General features: G+C 61.7%; 16 protein-coding genes and 1 tRNA gene. 10 read left to right on the forward strand and 7 right to left on the reverse strand.

The window, feature by feature from the left end; translation table 11 throughout:
* Nucleotides 1-45 precede the first annotated feature (45 nt).
* Nucleotides 46-417 (reverse strand): hypothetical protein, encoded by a 372-nt coding sequence (locus tag VUN82_06600; GenBank protein ID XAS73504.1) that lies wholly within the window; start codon nucleotides 415-417, stop codon nucleotides 46-48.
* Here VUN82_06600 and VUN82_06605 point away from each other — a divergent pair.
* The 7 genes from VUN82_06605 (at nucleotide 416) to VUN82_06635 (ending at nucleotide 6548) form a co-directional block, all read left to right on the forward strand.
* Nucleotides 416-880 (forward strand): septum formation initiator family protein, encoded by a 465-nt coding sequence (locus VUN82_06605; GenBank protein ID XAS73505.1) that lies wholly within the window; start codon nucleotides 416-418, stop codon nucleotides 878-880. The two genes, VUN82_06600 and VUN82_06605, sit on opposite strands and share 2 nt — an antisense overlap.
* 68 nt (nucleotides 881-948) lie before the next feature.
* Complete coding sequence (locus tag VUN82_06610) at nucleotides 949-1632, forward strand: DUF501 domain-containing protein (GenBank protein ID XAS74632.1); 684 nt, start codon at nucleotides 949-951, stop codon at nucleotides 1630-1632.
* Nucleotides 1629-2585, forward strand: a complete 957-nt coding sequence (locus tag VUN82_06615; GenBank protein XAS73506.1) for a Ppx/GppA phosphatase family protein — start codon at nucleotides 1629-1631, stop codon at nucleotides 2583-2585. The genes VUN82_06610 and VUN82_06615 overlap by 4 nt, the downstream gene beginning before the upstream one ends.
* Nucleotides 2582-3955 carry a S8 family serine peptidase gene (locus VUN82_06620; protein XAS73507.1) on the forward strand — a complete coding sequence of 458 codons (1374 nt, stop codon included), beginning with the start codon at nucleotides 2582-2584 and terminating at the stop codon, nucleotides 3953-3955. Before VUN82_06615 ends, VUN82_06620 begins: the two co-directional genes overlap by 4 nt.
* Before the next feature lie 38 nt (nucleotides 3956-3993).
* A complete protein-coding gene (locus tag VUN82_06625; protein ID XAS73508.1) occupies nucleotides 3994-5451 on the forward strand; it encodes an FAD-dependent oxidoreductase in 1458 nt (485 codons plus the stop codon).
* 64 nt (nucleotides 5452-5515) lie between these two features.
* Nucleotides 5516-6436: an N-acetyltransferase gene (locus VUN82_06630; protein ID XAS73509.1), complete on the forward strand. Its 921-nt coding sequence runs from the start codon at nucleotides 5516-5518 to the stop codon at nucleotides 6434-6436.
* Between the two features lie 38 nt (nucleotides 6437-6474).
* Nucleotides 6475-6548 (forward strand) — tRNA-Leu (locus tag VUN82_06635).
* Between the two features lie 456 nt (nucleotides 6549-7004).
* Here VUN82_06635 and VUN82_06640 read toward each other — a convergent pair.
* Nucleotides 7005-7322, reverse strand: a complete 318-nt coding sequence (locus VUN82_06640) for a DUF6221 family protein (GenBank protein ID XAS73510.1) — start codon at nucleotides 7320-7322, stop codon at nucleotides 7005-7007.
* Between the two features lie 33 nt (nucleotides 7323-7355).
* Here VUN82_06640 and VUN82_06645 point away from each other — a divergent pair, with 33 nt between their 5' ends.
* Complete coding sequence (locus tag VUN82_06645; protein ID XAS73511.1) at nucleotides 7356-7649, forward strand: hypothetical protein; 294 nt, start codon at nucleotides 7356-7358, stop codon at nucleotides 7647-7649.
* A 165-nt stretch (nucleotides 7650-7814) separates the two neighbouring features.
* On the opposite strand, the gene VUN82_06650 is transcribed toward VUN82_06645, so the two are convergent.
* Nucleotides 7815-8717, reverse strand: a complete 903-nt coding sequence (locus VUN82_06650; protein ID XAS73512.1) for a hypothetical protein — start codon at nucleotides 8715-8717, stop codon at nucleotides 7815-7817.
* A gap of 226 nt (nucleotides 8718-8943) precedes the next feature.
* Between VUN82_06650 and VUN82_06655 the strand changes: the two genes are divergently transcribed.
* Together VUN82_06655 and VUN82_06660 are read left to right on the forward strand one after the other, a co-directional pair.
* Complete coding sequence (locus VUN82_06655; protein ID XAS73513.1) at nucleotides 8944-9543, forward strand: hypothetical protein; 600 nt, start codon at nucleotides 8944-8946, stop codon at nucleotides 9541-9543.
* A 403-nt stretch (nucleotides 9544-9946) separates the two neighbouring features.
* On the forward strand, nucleotides 9947-11302 hold the full coding sequence (locus VUN82_06660) for an ABC transporter substrate-binding protein (protein XAS73514.1): 1356 nt from the start codon (nucleotides 9947-9949) through the stop codon (nucleotides 11300-11302).
* A gap of 190 nt (nucleotides 11303-11492) precedes the next feature.
* Here VUN82_06660 and VUN82_06665 read toward each other — a convergent pair whose 3' ends face one another.
* From VUN82_06665 to VUN82_06680, 4 genes are all read right to left on the reverse strand, one after another.
* Nucleotides 11493-12263, reverse strand: a complete 771-nt coding sequence (locus tag VUN82_06665) for an ABC transporter ATP-binding protein (GenBank protein ID XAS73515.1) — start codon at nucleotides 12261-12263, stop codon at nucleotides 11493-11495.
* On the reverse strand, nucleotides 12260-13210 hold the full coding sequence (locus tag VUN82_06670; protein ID XAS74633.1) for an ABC transporter ATP-binding protein: 951 nt from the start codon (nucleotides 13208-13210) through the stop codon (nucleotides 12260-12262). Before VUN82_06670 ends, VUN82_06665 begins: the two co-directional genes overlap by 4 nt.
* A gap of 119 nt (nucleotides 13211-13329) precedes the next feature.
* Nucleotides 13330-14298 (reverse strand): branched-chain amino acid ABC transporter permease, encoded by a 969-nt coding sequence (locus VUN82_06675; protein ID XAS73516.1) that lies wholly within the window; start codon nucleotides 14296-14298, stop codon nucleotides 13330-13332.
* A 9-nt stretch (nucleotides 14299-14307) separates the two neighbouring features.
* Nucleotides 14308-15705: a branched-chain amino acid ABC transporter permease gene (locus VUN82_06680; GenBank protein XAS73517.1), complete on the reverse strand. Its 1398-nt coding sequence runs from the start codon at nucleotides 15703-15705 to the stop codon at nucleotides 14308-14310.
* Nucleotides 15706-15844: the final 139 nt, after the last annotated feature.

Genomic DNA, 15844 nt, shown 5'->3' on the forward strand with positions numbered 1-15844 from the left:
TACGCGCAGGGCAAGCGCAGCAACCCGCCAGGCAAGCACCGGGCATTACAGGAGTGTCATGGCCACCCGTCGTCCAAAGGTTCCCAGGGCCAATGCCCTCGGAAGGCCAAACAGCGCAGGCCGGCCAAGCAGCACAGGTAGGCCAAGCAGCACAGGTAGGCCAAACAGCGCAGGTTCTGATGGCGGAGACGTCATCGAGGCTGAGTTCGGCGCCTCCCGCGGCTCTGCGGAATCCTCGACGCCGGCACCGGCCACCAAGAAACCCACGCCTCCCAAGCCCTCCGGCGGTGCCAAGACGGCAGCCAGCACCAGGACCGCAGGAAGTCCCAAGAGCCCAGGCAGCACCAAGAGCCCAGCCAGCACCAGGAGCCCGGCAACCAAGACCAGCCCCGCCGCGTCCATGAAAGCTTCGTCCATGAAAGCTTCGTCCACGAAAGCTTCGGACAAAGCCTCCGGCAACACCACCCGTGAAGCCCAGGACCTCGATCCCGTACCCGCCAAGGCGTTCTCGGGCAGGATGTTGGCGCTGGCCGTGGTCATGATTGCCATCACCATCATGCTTGCGCCCACGGTCCGGATTTTCCTGGAGAAGCGGGCTGAAATCTCCGCCCTGGAGGCCGAGATCGCCAGCAAGCGGGCAGAGCAGGCGGAGCTGAACAAGCAGCTTTCGCGGTGGCAGGATCCCAACTACGTGAAACAGCAGGCCCGCGACCGCATTAACATGGTTATGCCGGGTGAAACGGGTTACTGGGTATTTGGCGGGGAAGAAGCCGCCGGTACCCCTGGGGGCCGCACCGGCTCCGGATCATCCGCAAACCCGGCAAACCTGCCCTGGGTGGATGCGCTCTGGGAGTCAATCAGACGATCGGCAACAGACTAGACGCGGTGCCCGCCGCCGTCGTGTCCTTCCGGGACATGGCCAAAAGGGCAGGAAGGTTGGCAGCGCAAGTGGAAGAGAACACGGCAGCCGTGCCGCAGGAATCCCGCCAGCCATCAGCACACGACCTCGATGTCCTCAGCCGCCAGCTGGGCAGGCCGGTGCGGGACGTGGTGGAGATTCCCGCGCGCTGTGTATGTGGGAATCCGCTCGTCGCGGCCACTGCGCCCCGGCTTAGCAACGGAACTCCGTTTCCCACCACCTTCTACCTGACCCACCCGGTCATCACGTCCGCGGTGTCGCGGCTCGAAGCGGGCGGGTTGATGAACGAGATGAATGATCGGCTCACCGCGGATCAGGAACTTGCGGATGCGTATCACGGCGCCCATGAGTCCTACCTGCAGGCACGCAATGAGATCGCTGGGCGTTCCGGCACGGGGGCCGTGCCGGAAATCGATGGGATCTCCGCTGGTGGCATGCCCACCCGCGTTAAGTGCTTGCACGTCCTGGTTGGCCATTCCCTGGCCGCCGGTCCCGGGGTCAACCCGCTGGGTGATGAAGCGTTGGACGCAATCGCAGAGTGGTGGACCAAGGACCGTTGCTACTGCGATGGCGCCTGGGACACTGCAGGCGAGGCTCCTTCCAGGGACCTGAGCCGTCACGGTCCTCAAGGTCTGCCTGACATCGTGGGTCGCCCGGCACCGATCCGAAAGCCCAAGGCCGAGTCCGGCAGCGAATTGGTGGAGGACGCATGAGCCGCGTCGCCGCCATTGACTGCGGAACCAACTCCATCCGCCTCCTCATTGCCGATGCTTCGGCGAATGGGGCGCCCGGGCCGCTGACCGACGTCGTACGTGAAATGCGCGTGGTGCGGCTGGGACAAGGTGTGGATGCTACCGGAGAACTTGCTCCCGAGGCCTTGGAACGCACCTTCTCCGCCACAGCGGACTATGCAGCACTTATCCGTGAACACGGTGCCGCGCGCGTGCGCTTTGCTGCGACCTCGGCCACCCGCGACGCCCGGAATCGCCAGGTTTTCGTTGATGGAATCCGGGAGCTTCTTGGCGTGGAGCCTGAAGTTATCTCGGGTGATGAGGAAGCTGCGCTGTCCTTCGCAGGTGCAAGCAGCGTTTTGCCCGTTACCGGCGATGACGCCGTGCTGGTGGTTGACCTTGGTGGCGGCAGCACCGAATTCGTCCTCGGCGACGCCAGTGGCGTGATTGCCGCGCGTTCTGTCGACATTGGATGTGTTCGGCTGACGGAACGCCACCTTCGCAGCGACCCGCCTACGGCGGCGCAGATTGCAGCAGCAGAGGCCGACGTCGACGCCGCACTTGACCTTGCCGCGCAGACTGTTCCGCTTGACCGAGCCACGGTCGTGGTGGGCGTCGCGGGTTCCATCACCACCATCACTGCGCACGCCCTGGGCCTGAGCGAGTACCAGCCTGACCGGATCCACGGTGCCTACCTGGACATTGAAACCATCAGCGATGCGTGCACCAGCCTGCTGGAAATGACCCGCGACGAACGGGCGGTTCTTCCCTACATGCATCCAGGCCGTGTGGACGTCATCGGAGCTGGAGCCCTGGTGTGGCGGCGCATCCTGGGAAGGCTTGCCGCCGTGGGCAACGGTGCTATCAGCGGTGCAATTTCCAGCGAACACGACATCCTAGATGGGATTGCCCTGAGTATCGGGGACTCCGCATGACCCTGCGATACCATCGCCTGCTTTCTGCTGCCCTGGCCACGATGATGGCCGGGGGAGCACTGGCCGGTGCGCTGTCGACTGCCCCGGCAGCGACGGCGGACGCTTGGCGGGACAAGGAGTTCTGGCTCAAGGAATCGGGAATCACGAATGCCTGGCAGGTCTCCAAGGGAGCCGGTGTCAAGGTAGCCGTCATCGATAGCGGCATTGACGGGAACCACCCTGACCTCAAGGGCGTCGTGGTGGGCGGAACGGACGTTTCCGGAGCCGGCGCGCCCAACGGACAGAAGAGCATCGGCGCCAAGACGGAGCACGGAACCCTTGTGGCCACCATGCTGGCCGGGCGCGGACACATCACGCCCACAGCTTCCCCTTCGCCCTCAGCCTCGCCCACCGTTCCTCCCGCTGGGGGACCGGACGGAATTGTCGGCGTCGCGCCTGAAGCTGAGATCCTGGCGGTGTCCACCTGGCTGGGTTCACCGAACCCCGGAGGCAAGACGGACCAGGAACAGATTCCGGACGCCGTGCGGTGGGCTGTGGACAATGGCGCAAAGGTCATTAATATTTCCCTGGGCAGTACCTCACCGGTATGGCCGCAAAGTTGGGATGCGGCCTTCCTGTATGCCGAGCAAAAGGATGTGGTGATCGTCGCCGCCGCGGGGAACCGGGTGGGTGGCAACGTGCAGGTAGGAGCTCCCGCCACCATTCCCGGTGTACTCACCGTGGCAGGGCTCGACGGCGATGGCCGGGCCAGCGTCGACTCCTCCTCGCAGGGGATCAGCATCGGCGTTGCAGCACCGGCAGAAAACCTCCTTGGCGGGATGCCCGGAGGCGGATACGCCGAATGGGCTGGAACTTCCGGGTCCGCGCCCATTGTTTCCGGCGTGGCCGCACTCATCAGGTCCAAATGGCCGGAGATGAGTGCAAAGCAGGTCATCAATAGGATTGTGAGCACGGCCAAGGACGCCGGCGCCCCTGGCAAGGACCCGCTTTACGGCTACGGTGTGCTGAACGCAGAGGCAGCTCTGAAGGATGAGGTAGAGGCCACAAGCACCAACCCGCTCGGTTCGATCGCGGATTGGATTCGTGTCCACCGGCGGGGCGACTTCAGCACCCCGTCCCAGGCGCCCGTGGCCAGTCCTACCAGCGCGCCACCTACCTTGGCAGATCCAACTGTTCCAGTTGCCGCCACTCCGGCGCACGTGGACGACGCGCTTCCGGCCGCCGTCGTACTCGGCTTCGGCGGCATCTTCGCGGTGATCCTTGTGGGCGCATCCATTCAGTTGCGCAGGGTAGCGCGGCGGCCTTCGTCTACAGGGGAAGAGGCCGAAACGGGAACGCTGGAAGCGGTGGATCCACCCACCCGGAAGTAGCTAGTGAAGATTTTCACAAAGTGCTGTACTCTGGTTTCATGGCAACCACCCCAGAGCTCATTGACCGTCCCCGGGTTCTCGTCGTCGGCGGCGGCTACGTCGGCCTGTACGTAGCCCTTAAATTGCAGAAGAAGATCGCGAATGCAGGTGGCATCGTCACCGTCGTAGATCCACTGCCCTACATGACTTACCAGCCGTTCCTCCCTGAGGTCGCTGGTGGCAACATCGAGGCACGCCACGCCGTCGTCTCCCACCGTCAGCACCTCAAGCAGACGGAGCTCATCCAGGGCCGCGTCACCAGCATCGACCACGCAAACCGCACCGCGGTTGTGGCGCCTGCCAATGGTGAAGCTCCCTTCGAGATTCCGTACTTTGACGTCGTCATCGCAGCTGGTGCCATCACGCGCACCTTCCCGATCAAGGGCCTCGCTGACAAGGGCATCGGCCTGAAGACCATCGAGGAAGCCGTAGCGCTTCGCAACAAGGTGCTGGAGCGCATTGAAGCCGCTTCCATCATGACGGACCCCGCAGAGCGCGCCAAGGCCCTCACCTTCGTGGTTGTCGGTGGCGGTTTTGCCGGCATCGAATGCCTCACCGAAATGGAAGACCTCGCCCGTGCCGCGGTCAAGAACAACCCGCGTGTCCGCCAGGAAGAAGTCCGCTTCATCCTCGTTGAGGCCATGGGCCGCATCATGCCCGAGGTCACCGCATCCCAGGCCGAGTGGGTTGTAGAGCACCTACGTAGCCGCGATATCGAGGTCCTCCTCAACACCTCCCTGGACAGCGCCGAGGGCAACCTCAAGCTGATCAACCTCCCGGACAAGACGTCCGCCGGTGAAGTTGAGGCTGACACGCTCGTGTGGGCTGCCGGTGTGCAGGCCAACCCGATGATCCGCTCCACCGACTTCCCGCTGGAACCGCGCGGCCGTGTCCGGGTGCTCCCGGACCTCCGCATTGCCGGCGACGAAGGCATCGTGGAGAACGCCTGGGCAGCTGGCGATATCGCCGCTGTTCCGGACCTCACGGGCAAGGGCCTCCCGGACGGTACTTGCGTTCCGAACGCCCAGCACGCGCTCCGCCAGGCAAAGAAGCTCGCAAAGAACCTCTGGGCTTCCCGCTGGGACAAGCCGCTGCACGACTACAAGCACAAGAACCTTGGTGCCGTGGCCGGCTTCGGCGAGTGGAAGGGCGTTGCCAACATCAACCTGCTGGGCCGCATCGGCCTCAAGGGCGGCCTCGCCTGGCTGGCACACCGTGGCTACCACGGCATGGCGATGCCCACGGTTGAGCGCAAGTTCCGCGTGATCTTCGGCTGGATCCTGGCCTTCTTCGCAGGCCGCGACACCACGCAGCTGATTGACCTGGACAACCCGCGTGGCGCTTTCGTTGCAGCTGCCACCCCGGCCCCCAAGCCGGCTGCTGCACCTGCCCCCGCACCTGCTGTTACGGAAAAGCCTGCCGAGGACAAGACTCCGGTATCGGCTGACGCCAAGTAGTACACGTTCGACGACGGCTGCTCCCCTAAGGGGTGTGGCCGTCGTCGTCGTTTAAGCTGTAGCCATGCCCGGCGAAACTGATCTGAAGACCCTTCTGGCGTCACTGCATCCTGTCATCAGGGAGGGTAACTACGTGTACGCCCTCTGGCCGCATGGCAAGCCGCTGGAAGGCGACATCGAGGCCGCCGTCCGGGAGGCCGAGGGTTTGACTGTGGTCCTGCGACGGCGTGAGGCGGACAGGCTTGGCCTTTCCTACGATTTCGTGGCCGCCTGGATCACGCTGCAGATCCATTCCGCGTTGGAAGCGGTAGGGCTGACCGCAGCCGTGAGCGCGGCATTGACGCATGCAGGCATCAGCTGCAACGTCCTCGCCGGCTTTCACCATGACCACTTGCTGGTCCCCGTAGCGGACGCCGATCGCGCGCTGGACGTGTTGCGTTTGCTGTCCCGGGGAGTGGTACTGCGGACGGAGCGGCCAGAAGACCGCCCTGAAATCCTGGAACTGACGGCGCGGGCCTTCTCGGTGTCTCCAGTGACCGGTCAGCCCGTTGAGGGAACCCCTTTGGAAGTTGGCTTGCTGCGCGAGCTCTTCGAGTGCGATGAGTACATTCCAGAGTTGAGCATCGTTGCTGAGATTGGTGGGGACATCGTTGGCCACGCCATCAGCACGCGCGGCTGGATCGGCGACCTGGAACTCGTAGGGTTGGGTCCCATTGGCGTCCTTCCCCAGTTTCAGCGATGCGGCGTCGGTTCGGCCCTCATGCGTGAGTCCGCCGCGCGAGCCACCGCCGCAGGGGAGCCGGCCATAGCTTTGTTGGGCAGCCCGGTCTATTACCCGCGCTTCGGCTACGTGCCGGCCACGTCTCTGGGTGTTGAGCCGCCCGACGCTTCCTGGGGCGATCACTTCCAGCTGCTGCCCCTGCCGGGCTGGCCCGACGGCGTTCGGGGAACCTTTCGCTACGCGGCGCCATTCGAACGCGTGTAGCTGGGATACCCGTCTAGCTGGGATACCATGGTGCGGGCGCCCCAGTAGCCCAATTGGCAGAGGCAGCGGACTTAAAATCCGCGTGTTGTGGGTTCGAGTCCCACCTGGGGCACTGACGAAAAGGCCCTCGGTTCCCTTTGTTTGCAAGGGAACCGAGGGTGTTTGCGTTTAACTGGTTGGCCGCCAAGTGTTGGGCTTGGTTGCCATTTTGGTTGCCATTAGCTTTTTGGAGCGTGAAACCAGAGGTCCATGCTGCCGTCCGGCCAGTTGATTTCCCATACCTCGCCCCCGTAATCATCACGCTGTCCACGACGGTGCCAACTTGGCACTGCCCCTGCCCCCTGACGGGGCGCAGCTGGCAGCCCCCCAGGACCATCCACCGTTTCTGATCGGATCTCATCAACCATCACCCAACTCCCCTCGGTTAGAACTTCCAACGTATGTGACCGGGCAGACAAAAAGGCCCCGGCAGGAATGAATCCTGCCGGGGCCTTGATCTCTCCTACGACACGTTGTCGTGTCACTAATGGCTAGTGCAAAGCCACTTCCGTTACACATGCAAACCAGCCTACGCGCGCCACTCCGCGTCGTAGCCGGGATAGCGGGAATAGACCGATGCCATGGCCCTCAGCGTCGGGCACGGCCATTTGGCCGCAGGCCGCCCTAGTCCAAGATGCACGTTTCCCTGGTCGGTGCACGTCGCGCAGACCTTGTCCCAAGGGTCCTCGAACCGGTGTAGCCTCACGATGGCGGGCTTATCTTCACATTCCTTCAAGAGTCGGTTCTGCAGGACGTGTCCGATGGGCACGCCCAGCGATTCGGCGTTGCGGATGTTCTCCCCGTCTTCGGTGATGCAGGCTCTGAGGAACTCGGCGATGTCGGTCACGGACTAGATCTCCCACGCGCTCTCGTAGTCCGGGTGGTACCTGTAGACCAGAGCCATGACGGGCTGCTTGTCGCAGGGTTCGTTCGCCCGCTGGTGATCGCTGTCATTCAACAGTCCCGCTGGTCTCCTCGTCGGCAGTCCATCGTAGCGTTCTGCTTCTACGTGGTGGTTGCTGCGGTCACAGCATTGCTGGCCGGGATCTTCACCACAGCTGGCGTCATCGTCGCCATCCTGGTCATCTTTTGTCACGGCAGGCAACAGCTACAAACTGTTGTGGAAACCGACCGGCGTCGCCTCTGCGATTCAGGCAGCCACCCCGGTTGGTGAGAAGCAGGGCAGACACGAAGCAGGAACGCCGCCCGCAGGTTTCCATATCAACGGCGAAGGCAATCTCACCATCGATGGAACGGCCAAGATCATCGACGGCAAAACCCTGCTATAGCGAGAAGCCCCCATCCTCATTGTGAGGGTGGGGGACTTCCTGTGTTTGTCTTACGGGAGTTCTGCTTCACGGTTGTCAAGAGCGTTTTTGGCTGCGATCAGAAGTTCAGTCTCGTGGGCCCATTTTTCCAAGGATGCCAAGTTTCCGCGGCCCTCAACGAGGTCCTGAATCAAAGCTTCGCCGAGTTTCATATGCCCCCGATATCGGAGGAACGACTTAGGACCCACGTTCGACTCAAGGACACGCCTTGCAAACAGATCCATCAAGTTTTCCATCCGGAGGACAACACCTTCGTCCGGGTAAGTTTGAGTTATTGTTGGCGTCCCCACCCGCGATCCAGAATCCTCGGACTGTCCTCTGATTACGACGTCCAGCTTTCGTTCGATGTTCTCGACCATGCGGGCGAAGGCTTCTGCGGGGGTCCCCAGCTCCGATTCCGCTTTTTGGCGGTCCATTAGATCTCTGAAGGCAGTGGTTACAGGATTGAACATGTCCCGGAATCTCGAGTCTTCGGGCTCGTGCTCGGCCATCCTTCCTAGAGTCACGACCGCGGCTTCGACTTCCTCCCAGTCGAATCCATAGGTGATGACGCGCATGTCCTTGATATCGAAAGGCGGGCGGCCCTTGTCTCGCGTCATGGTGACGACCATCTTGCCCGCGGCGTGCGCGAGGGCGAGCTCGTACATCACGTTGGGATTCAGCCCGGTAATGTCTGCGACACAGAAATGCGAATCCAAGAGGCGCCGCAGCATGGCTTCCGTGATTGCATAGGGCGACACTTCCTCGTCTGCTCGCAGAATGACGTACTCCGGATCGGGCAGCGCCCGACGGACGATGTTGTTCAGGAAGCGGTCCGCGTTTTTTCTTTCAGGTGAGTCGGCTTCCCCAATTGGCGAGATAACGAAAACCTCTTTAGGGGTTGGCGCTTCCGCTTCCTGTGCTGACGTTGCCAAGTCGGGCCTCTCTAGTTCTCAGTGTTGGTTCGAATCACGATGGCCTTGCAGTCCTCGGGGATGAGAGCCCGGGCGTTTGCTAAGGCGCTCTCGTAGCCAGGCCCGACGGCGCTAACGCTGCCCTGCCCCGCTCGCCGTCGCTGTTCTCAATGGTCAGTGTTACTTCCACGCCCCTCATCATAGGATGACTGCGCTCGCATCATTTCGAAAACCCGGGGGAGTCACTATGGAACCAACGCAACGTCCACTCACGGCAGTCCTCGGAGAACCAGGGCAACGGGACTCCCAAGGGTTTGGTGGCAGCACCGTCGCAGCCACGCGGCCGATCACGATCACGGACGCCGAGGGCAAGGTCATCTACGAGAAGCGCACCGCTGACAACATCAAGTCCGCAGACAACCACGTCCGCAACGCCGGCTACCGAAGGATAGGGGAGTGGGCCAACGGCGAGGCTTCCGTGGAGCGGATCCCAGCCTCGGCCAAATGGAAGAAGGCAGGCATCGTCCTTGCCGTGCTGGCACTCGTTATCGCTGGCATCAGTACGTTCGTCGCCCGCTCCTATGCCAGGGCTCCAGAGGCGGCGCAGAGCAGCTGCCGCGAGGCCATTCAGGACAAACTCCCCTCGGGGTCGACGCCAAACTTCAAGAGCACGACGGTGAATAAAACATCGATCCAGAAGAACGGCGGATTCCTCTATCTGGTCACTGGTGAAATGCGCGCCTTGGACGTCGATGGGCAGGAACATGACAGCACTTACAAGTGCGAAAGCTACGTCGATAGCAGCGGTGGCGTCCACAAGGTGACAGCCGGTTGGACGTGGAAGTGACCGCGTGGTTTGGTTGCCATCTTGGTTGCCATTAGCGAAAACGTAGACGCATATAGGCGCACCTGCCCGCACTCAGCTTCCGCGTGATTCCGGGGTTTTTGCACCTACTCGCATGCCCTCGCAACACCTAGCCTCAGACTTAAAATCCGCGTGTTGTGGGTTCGAGTCCCACCTGGGGCACACATCGGAAGGGGAGGACGTTTCCTCCCCTTCCATTTGTCGGCCCTTCTTCAGAGACTTTTCCCAGCAGGCTCGTAGATTCCCCACAGGCAACGAGTGTTATAGGGATGTGACCTGAATCACTTATCTTCCCGGATCAATTGCACTAGTTTGAGTCTTAATCAGGAACACCTGAGTTATCGCATCAAAGGCAGTTCGCACCTTTCGATCGAGGAGACAACGAATGTTTGATCTTTCCCAAGCGGCGCCCCGAGCCGCCAAGCTTACAGCGCTTGGCATTGGGGTTGCCCTCCTGGCCACAGCTTGTGGTGGGTCCTCCACGCCGAGCCAGACCGGGTCCAGTTCCGCCGCCGCGGCAGGCATCTCCTGCCCGGCTCCGAGTGCAGGGGCGGGAGCCAGCAACAGCCAGGCTGCTACCAACACGGGACCCGTACCTCCCTCGACCACCACTACCTCCACTCCTCTGAAACTTGGATCGCTTCTGCCGACAACGGGGTCGCTCGCGTTCCTCGGCCCACCCGAAGTTGCTGGCGTCAACCTCGGTATCAAGGAAGTCAATGATGCTGGCGGCGTTCTCGGCGCTCCCGTTTCGGTGGTGCACCGTGACTCTGGTGACACCAAGACCGACATCGCAACCCAGTCCACCACCGCCCTCCTGGGCCAGGGCGTGAGCGCCATTATTGGGGCGGCCTCGTCCGGTGTTTCCAAGACGGTCATCAACCAGATCACAGGCGCAGGTGTGCTTCAGTTCTCCCCGGCAAATACGTCGCCCGACTTCACAACATGGGATGACAAGGGCCTCTACTGGCGCACGGCACCCTCCGACGTCCTGCAGGGCAAGGTTCTCGGCAACTACATGGCCACCTGCGGCGCTCAGACCGTCGGCATGATCGTCCTCAACGACGCGTACGGAACCGGCTTGCAGAAGAACGTTAAGGCGGCCTTTGAAGCTGCCGGCGGCAAGGTGGTAGCCGAGGAACTGTTCAATACCGGCGACACCCAATTCAGCAGCCAGGTGGACAAGGTCATTGCGGCAAAGCCCGACGCCATTGTCCTGATCACATTTGATGAAGCCAAGAGCATTATTCCACTTGTCACAGGCAAGGGGGCAAAGCCCGGACAGCTGTTCCTGGTTGATGGCAACACCACCGACTACAGCAAGGACTTCCAACCGGGCACGCTCACTGGCGCTCACGGAACATTCCCTGGCACTTTCGCGGCCGAATCGTTCACCAAGTCACTTCTTAGTGTGGATCCGGCTTTGAAGGACTTCACGTACGGCGGTGAGTCTTACGATGCAGTAAACCTGATTGCTCTCGCCGCTGAGGAAGCCAAGAGCACCAAGGGCGCTGATATCGCAGCCAAGCTCAAGGACGTATCGCAGGGTGGCGAGAAGTGCAACAACTTCGCCAGCTGCGTCACGTTGCTTCGTAACGGCAAGGACATCGACTACGACGGCCAGTCGGGTCCAATCACGTTCTCGGATGCGGGTGACCCGACGGAAGCCTATATCGGCATCTATCAATACACCAACGAGAATAAGCTAATGCCCGTGAAGGCGGAGTTCGGCAAGCTCTAAGCCAAGGCCCGGCTAGACCGCAACACAGAACAGGTCCCCTTCCTCTCCAGGAAGGGGACCTGTTCTGTGTTGTCGGGCTCGGTGTGCGTGCTTGAGGGCGGGTTTGGGGAGCAGAGTGGGCCCGCAACGGGCAGGGAACGGCTGAGGGCCCTGGGTATACCCAGAGCCCTCCGTGCGTGTAAAGCGGCTGCTAGACCTCGTCGGCCAGCGTCCCCAAGTACAACTGGATGACCTTGGGGTCCTTCATGAGCTCGCGTCCAGTGCCTGTGTAGGCGTCCTTCCCTTGGTCCAGGACGTAACCGCGGTCGCAGATCTGCAGGCAACGGCGGGCGTTCTGTTCCACCATGATGACTGAGACGCCGGCGCGGTTGATCTCGTGGACCCGAAGGAAGGTCTCGTCCTGCTTGACGGGGGAGAGACCCGCCGAAGGCTCATCGAGCAGGAGCACTGCAGGATCCATCATGAGTGCCCGCCCCATGGCGACCATCTGGCGTTCACCGCCTGAGAGGGAACCGGCTCGCTGGGCACGTCGCTTGGCCAGTTCGGGGAAGAGGCTGGCAACGAAGTCGAAGCGCTCGGCGAACGCCTTGGGCCGCTGGAACATGCCCATCTGGAGGTTCTCTTCGATGGTGAGCGTGGCGAACACGTTGTTGGTCTGGGGGACAAAGCCGACGCCCTGGGTGACAAGCTTGTTGGCCTTCAATCCTGTGAGATCCTGACCCCGGACTATTACAGTGCCGGAGTGGACCTTGACCAGGCCGAACATGGCCTTCAGCAGGGTGGATTTACCGGCGCCGTTGGGTCCAATAATACCGATCAATTCACCCTTGCGTGCCTCGATGGAGCAACCGTTGAGGATATTGACGCCAGGAATGTAGCCCGCCACCAGGTTGGTGACTTTGACGACCGAATCGCTGGCTGGGGCATCTGCCGAGGCGGGCATTGCGCTGGTGCTGCTCATTTCCCGTCCTCCTTCTTGGTTTCTACGATGTCGGACAGGATGCCTGCGTCTTCGGTTCCCACTACCGACTCTTCGTCGGCCTCAAGTTCTGCCTCGAGCACCTTGATGCCTTCTGCGTCGCCGAGGTCAACGTCGTGGTGCGCGCCAAGGTAAGCATCGATCACGGCGGGGTTCTTCATGACTTCCACGGGAGGGCCTTCGGCCACGATCTTTCCTTCTGCCATGACTACTACCCAGTCTGCGATGTGGCGCACCATGTTCATATCGTGCTCCACGAACAGGACCGTCATGCCTTCAGCCTTGAGGTTTTTGATGTGGTCCAGGAGGGACTGGGTCAGTGCGGGGTTCACGCCGGCCATGGGCTCGTCGAGCATGACGAGCTTGGGCTTCACCATGAGGGATCGTGCCATCTCCAGGAGCTTACGCTGGCCGCCGGAGAGGGAAGCGGCGTAGTCATCCCTCTTGGTGTCCAGCTTGAACTTCTCCAAGAGCACGTGTGCCTGTGCCGTGATCTCCTTCTCCCGGCCACCCCACATGCCCTTGAACAGGGCTTTGGAAAGACGCTCGCCCGGCTGGTCCGCTGCACCGAGCCGCATGTTTTCCATGACTGTCAGCTTGCCCATGACCTTGGTCAGCTGGAATGTCCGCACCATGCCCATGCGGGCCACTTTGTAGGACGAGACGCCGGCAATACTGTTTCCTTCGAACTGCCACTTGCCCGTGTTTGGCGTGTCGAAGCCGGTGAGCAAGTTGAACAGGGTGGTCTTGCCGGCACCGTTTGGCCCGATCAATGCGGTGATCTTGTGGCGGGGGATCTCCAGGTATTCCACGTCCACGGCGTTGATGCCGCCGAAGGAGCGGGTGACGTTTTCGGCCACGACGATCGGATCGCGCTTCTTGCAGCCAGGGGTATTTTCCCCGACCGCAATAGGACGCGAATCGGTCATGTAGTCGATGCCTGACTCGTCGCTTGGGATGGCGCGGTGGGCTGAGCCACCAGTGCCGGAAGGGGTAACGGGGTTGACTGGGTTGACTGGGTTGTTGCTGTTTGGTTCGTTGGTCTCACTCATGCGAAAGCAAGCTCCTTCTTATTGCCGAAGACGCCTTGCGGGCGGAAGATCATCAGGAGCATCAGTGCCACACCAACAAGGATGTAGCGCAGCTGGCCGGCCTGAACGGTGGTCAGCCAGGTGACGACTCCGGATTCGATGAGCCCATAAAGCAGGCTCTGCGTCAGCGAGAGCACTACCCAGAAGATCATGGCTCCGATCACCGGGCCCAGGACGGTGGCCATGCCACCGAGCAGGAGGCAGGTCCAAAGGAAGAACGTGAGCTCAGTGCCGTAGTTGGAGGGCTGGACGGCGCCGCGGGGGAGGGTGAAGATCATGCCGGCGAGGGCGCCCAGGATGCCACCAATAATGAGGGCCTGCATCTTGTAGGAATAGACATTCTTGCCGAGTGACCGCACCGCGTTCTCATCCTCGCGGATGCCCTTCAGGACGCGCCCCCAAGGGCTGCGCATCAGCAGCCAGACCAGCAGGCAGCAGATAATGACCAGGCCCCAACCCACAACCCGGATAAAGAAGTCACGGTTGTTCATTCCCATGTAGGACCCCTCAGGGAAGGGATTCATGGAGTAGAAGCCACCCTCGAATGCGGCCAGGCCGTTTGCCGAACCCGTGACGCTGGTGAGTTGGTTGGTAGTGACGACGTAGCGCACAATTTCCGCTGCTGCGATAGTGACGATAGCGAGGTAGTCCGCCCGCAGGCGCAGTGTTGGAATACCCAGGATGAACGCGAAGATTACCGAACACAGGACCGCGATAAGCAGGCCGATGAAGAACGGAGTTTTGAAAGTCAACGTGGAGATGGCGAAGCCGTAGGCGCCCACTGCCATGAAACCGGCCTGACCGAAGTTCAACAGGCCTGAGTAGCCGAAGTGTACGGCCAGGCCCAAAGCGGCAAGCGCGTAGGCCGCCGTCGTCGGGCTGAACAATTCGCCAAGGGCGCTGGAAAGAATAAATCCGAAGTCCATGGCCCGCTCCTAACCCACACGCTCACGCCGGCCGAGGATACCCTGCGGTCGGAACAGAAGAACAACAATCATGATGAACAAAGCGCCAACGTACTTGAGGTCGGCAGGGAGGCCAAAGACCGTGGTCAGCTCCACGAAGATTCCGACGACGATGGAGCCGAGCAGGGCGCCGAAGACGGTGCCCAGGCCACCGAGCGTCACGCCGGCGAAGATGAGCAGCAGGATTTGCGAGCCCATGTCGAACGTCACCCCGGGCCGGTAGTAGGCCCACAGGATGCCGCCGAGGGAAGCCAGGACGCCGCCAACGATCCATACGAGCCGGATGACCGAGTCGACGTCGATGCCCGAAGCCGCGGCCAGAGCCGGGTTGTCGGCCACCGCACGGGTTGCCTTACCAAGACGGGTCTTCAGCAGGACTATGCCGATCATGGCAATCACCACGGCACTGATCAACAGGGACCAGAGGTTGTTCGGAGAGATGGAAATGGGCCCGATCTGGACCTCGGCGCTTTGGGCTCCGGGCAGCTGTTGGGTGGCGCCGCCGAAGAAGAACTGGATGACGTAGCGGATAGCCAGGGCAAGGCCGATGCTGACAATCATCATGGGCACCAGGCCCGAGCCGCGCCGCCGCAAAGGCCGCCAGAGCCCGGCATCCTGGACATACCCGAAGAGCCCGCCGCCGATCAGCGACAGCAGGATGGCCAGCCAGAACGGCAACCCAAAACTGTTGAGCATGAAGACGAGCACGGCACCCATGGTCACCATCTCGCCGTGGGCGAAGTTGGTAAGGCCTGTGGTGCCGAAGATAAGGGACAGGCCGACGGAGGCAAGTGCCAGCAGCAGGCCGAAGCTCAGCCCGGCAACCAGGCGGTTGAGGAGGTTTTGGCCGAAGTCTTGTTGCTGGACGACGATGCCCTTACCGAAGGCGAAGATGACTGACAGGTTGGACGTCTGGCTGAAGGTGACATCGCGGGGGTTCTCCTGACCATCGGCAAGTTTGATGCCTTGGGGCAAGGTGGAGGTATCCAGCTCAACTCTGTACGTGCCTTGTGTGGGGACGCCTATGTTCCAGGCGCCGTTGGCTCCGGAAGTTGCTTCGCCCTCAAACCCGTTGCCCGAGGCCTTGATCTTCACGCCCGGTATGGGAGCACGGGCATCATCGCGGAGGAAGCCGCTGATATTGTCTTGGAAATTCGTTGGGGATGGCGAAGGCGAGGGGGTGGTTGCCTCCGCCGCGGGGGCGGCGATCAACAGAGTGGCAATGAGGGCTGCGAAGAACGCCCCCACGGCTCTCTGCAGTCCCTTGGACCGTCTCATGGACGGGTCGCGCAGTGTGCTTCTCAAAATGGAAACCTCCACAGTGGGGGTGGTCCCGGCTGCGCCATTGCAGCCGGTGCGAACGGTCATGGGGCTTGTGAACAGTTCTTGCCTAGCTGCCTCGATTGTGATCTAAGTCACCCATGTGTGGCCTATGTTACCGCTCAGTGCGGCTAAAAAATGCACAGCATAGAGGTCGGAAGATAGCGATCGGATAACAACTGTGAAG

This window comes from Micrococcaceae bacterium Sec5.1 (assembly GCA_039636795.1).
Lineage (GTDB): Bacteria > Actinomycetota > Actinomycetes > Actinomycetales > Micrococcaceae > Arthrobacter.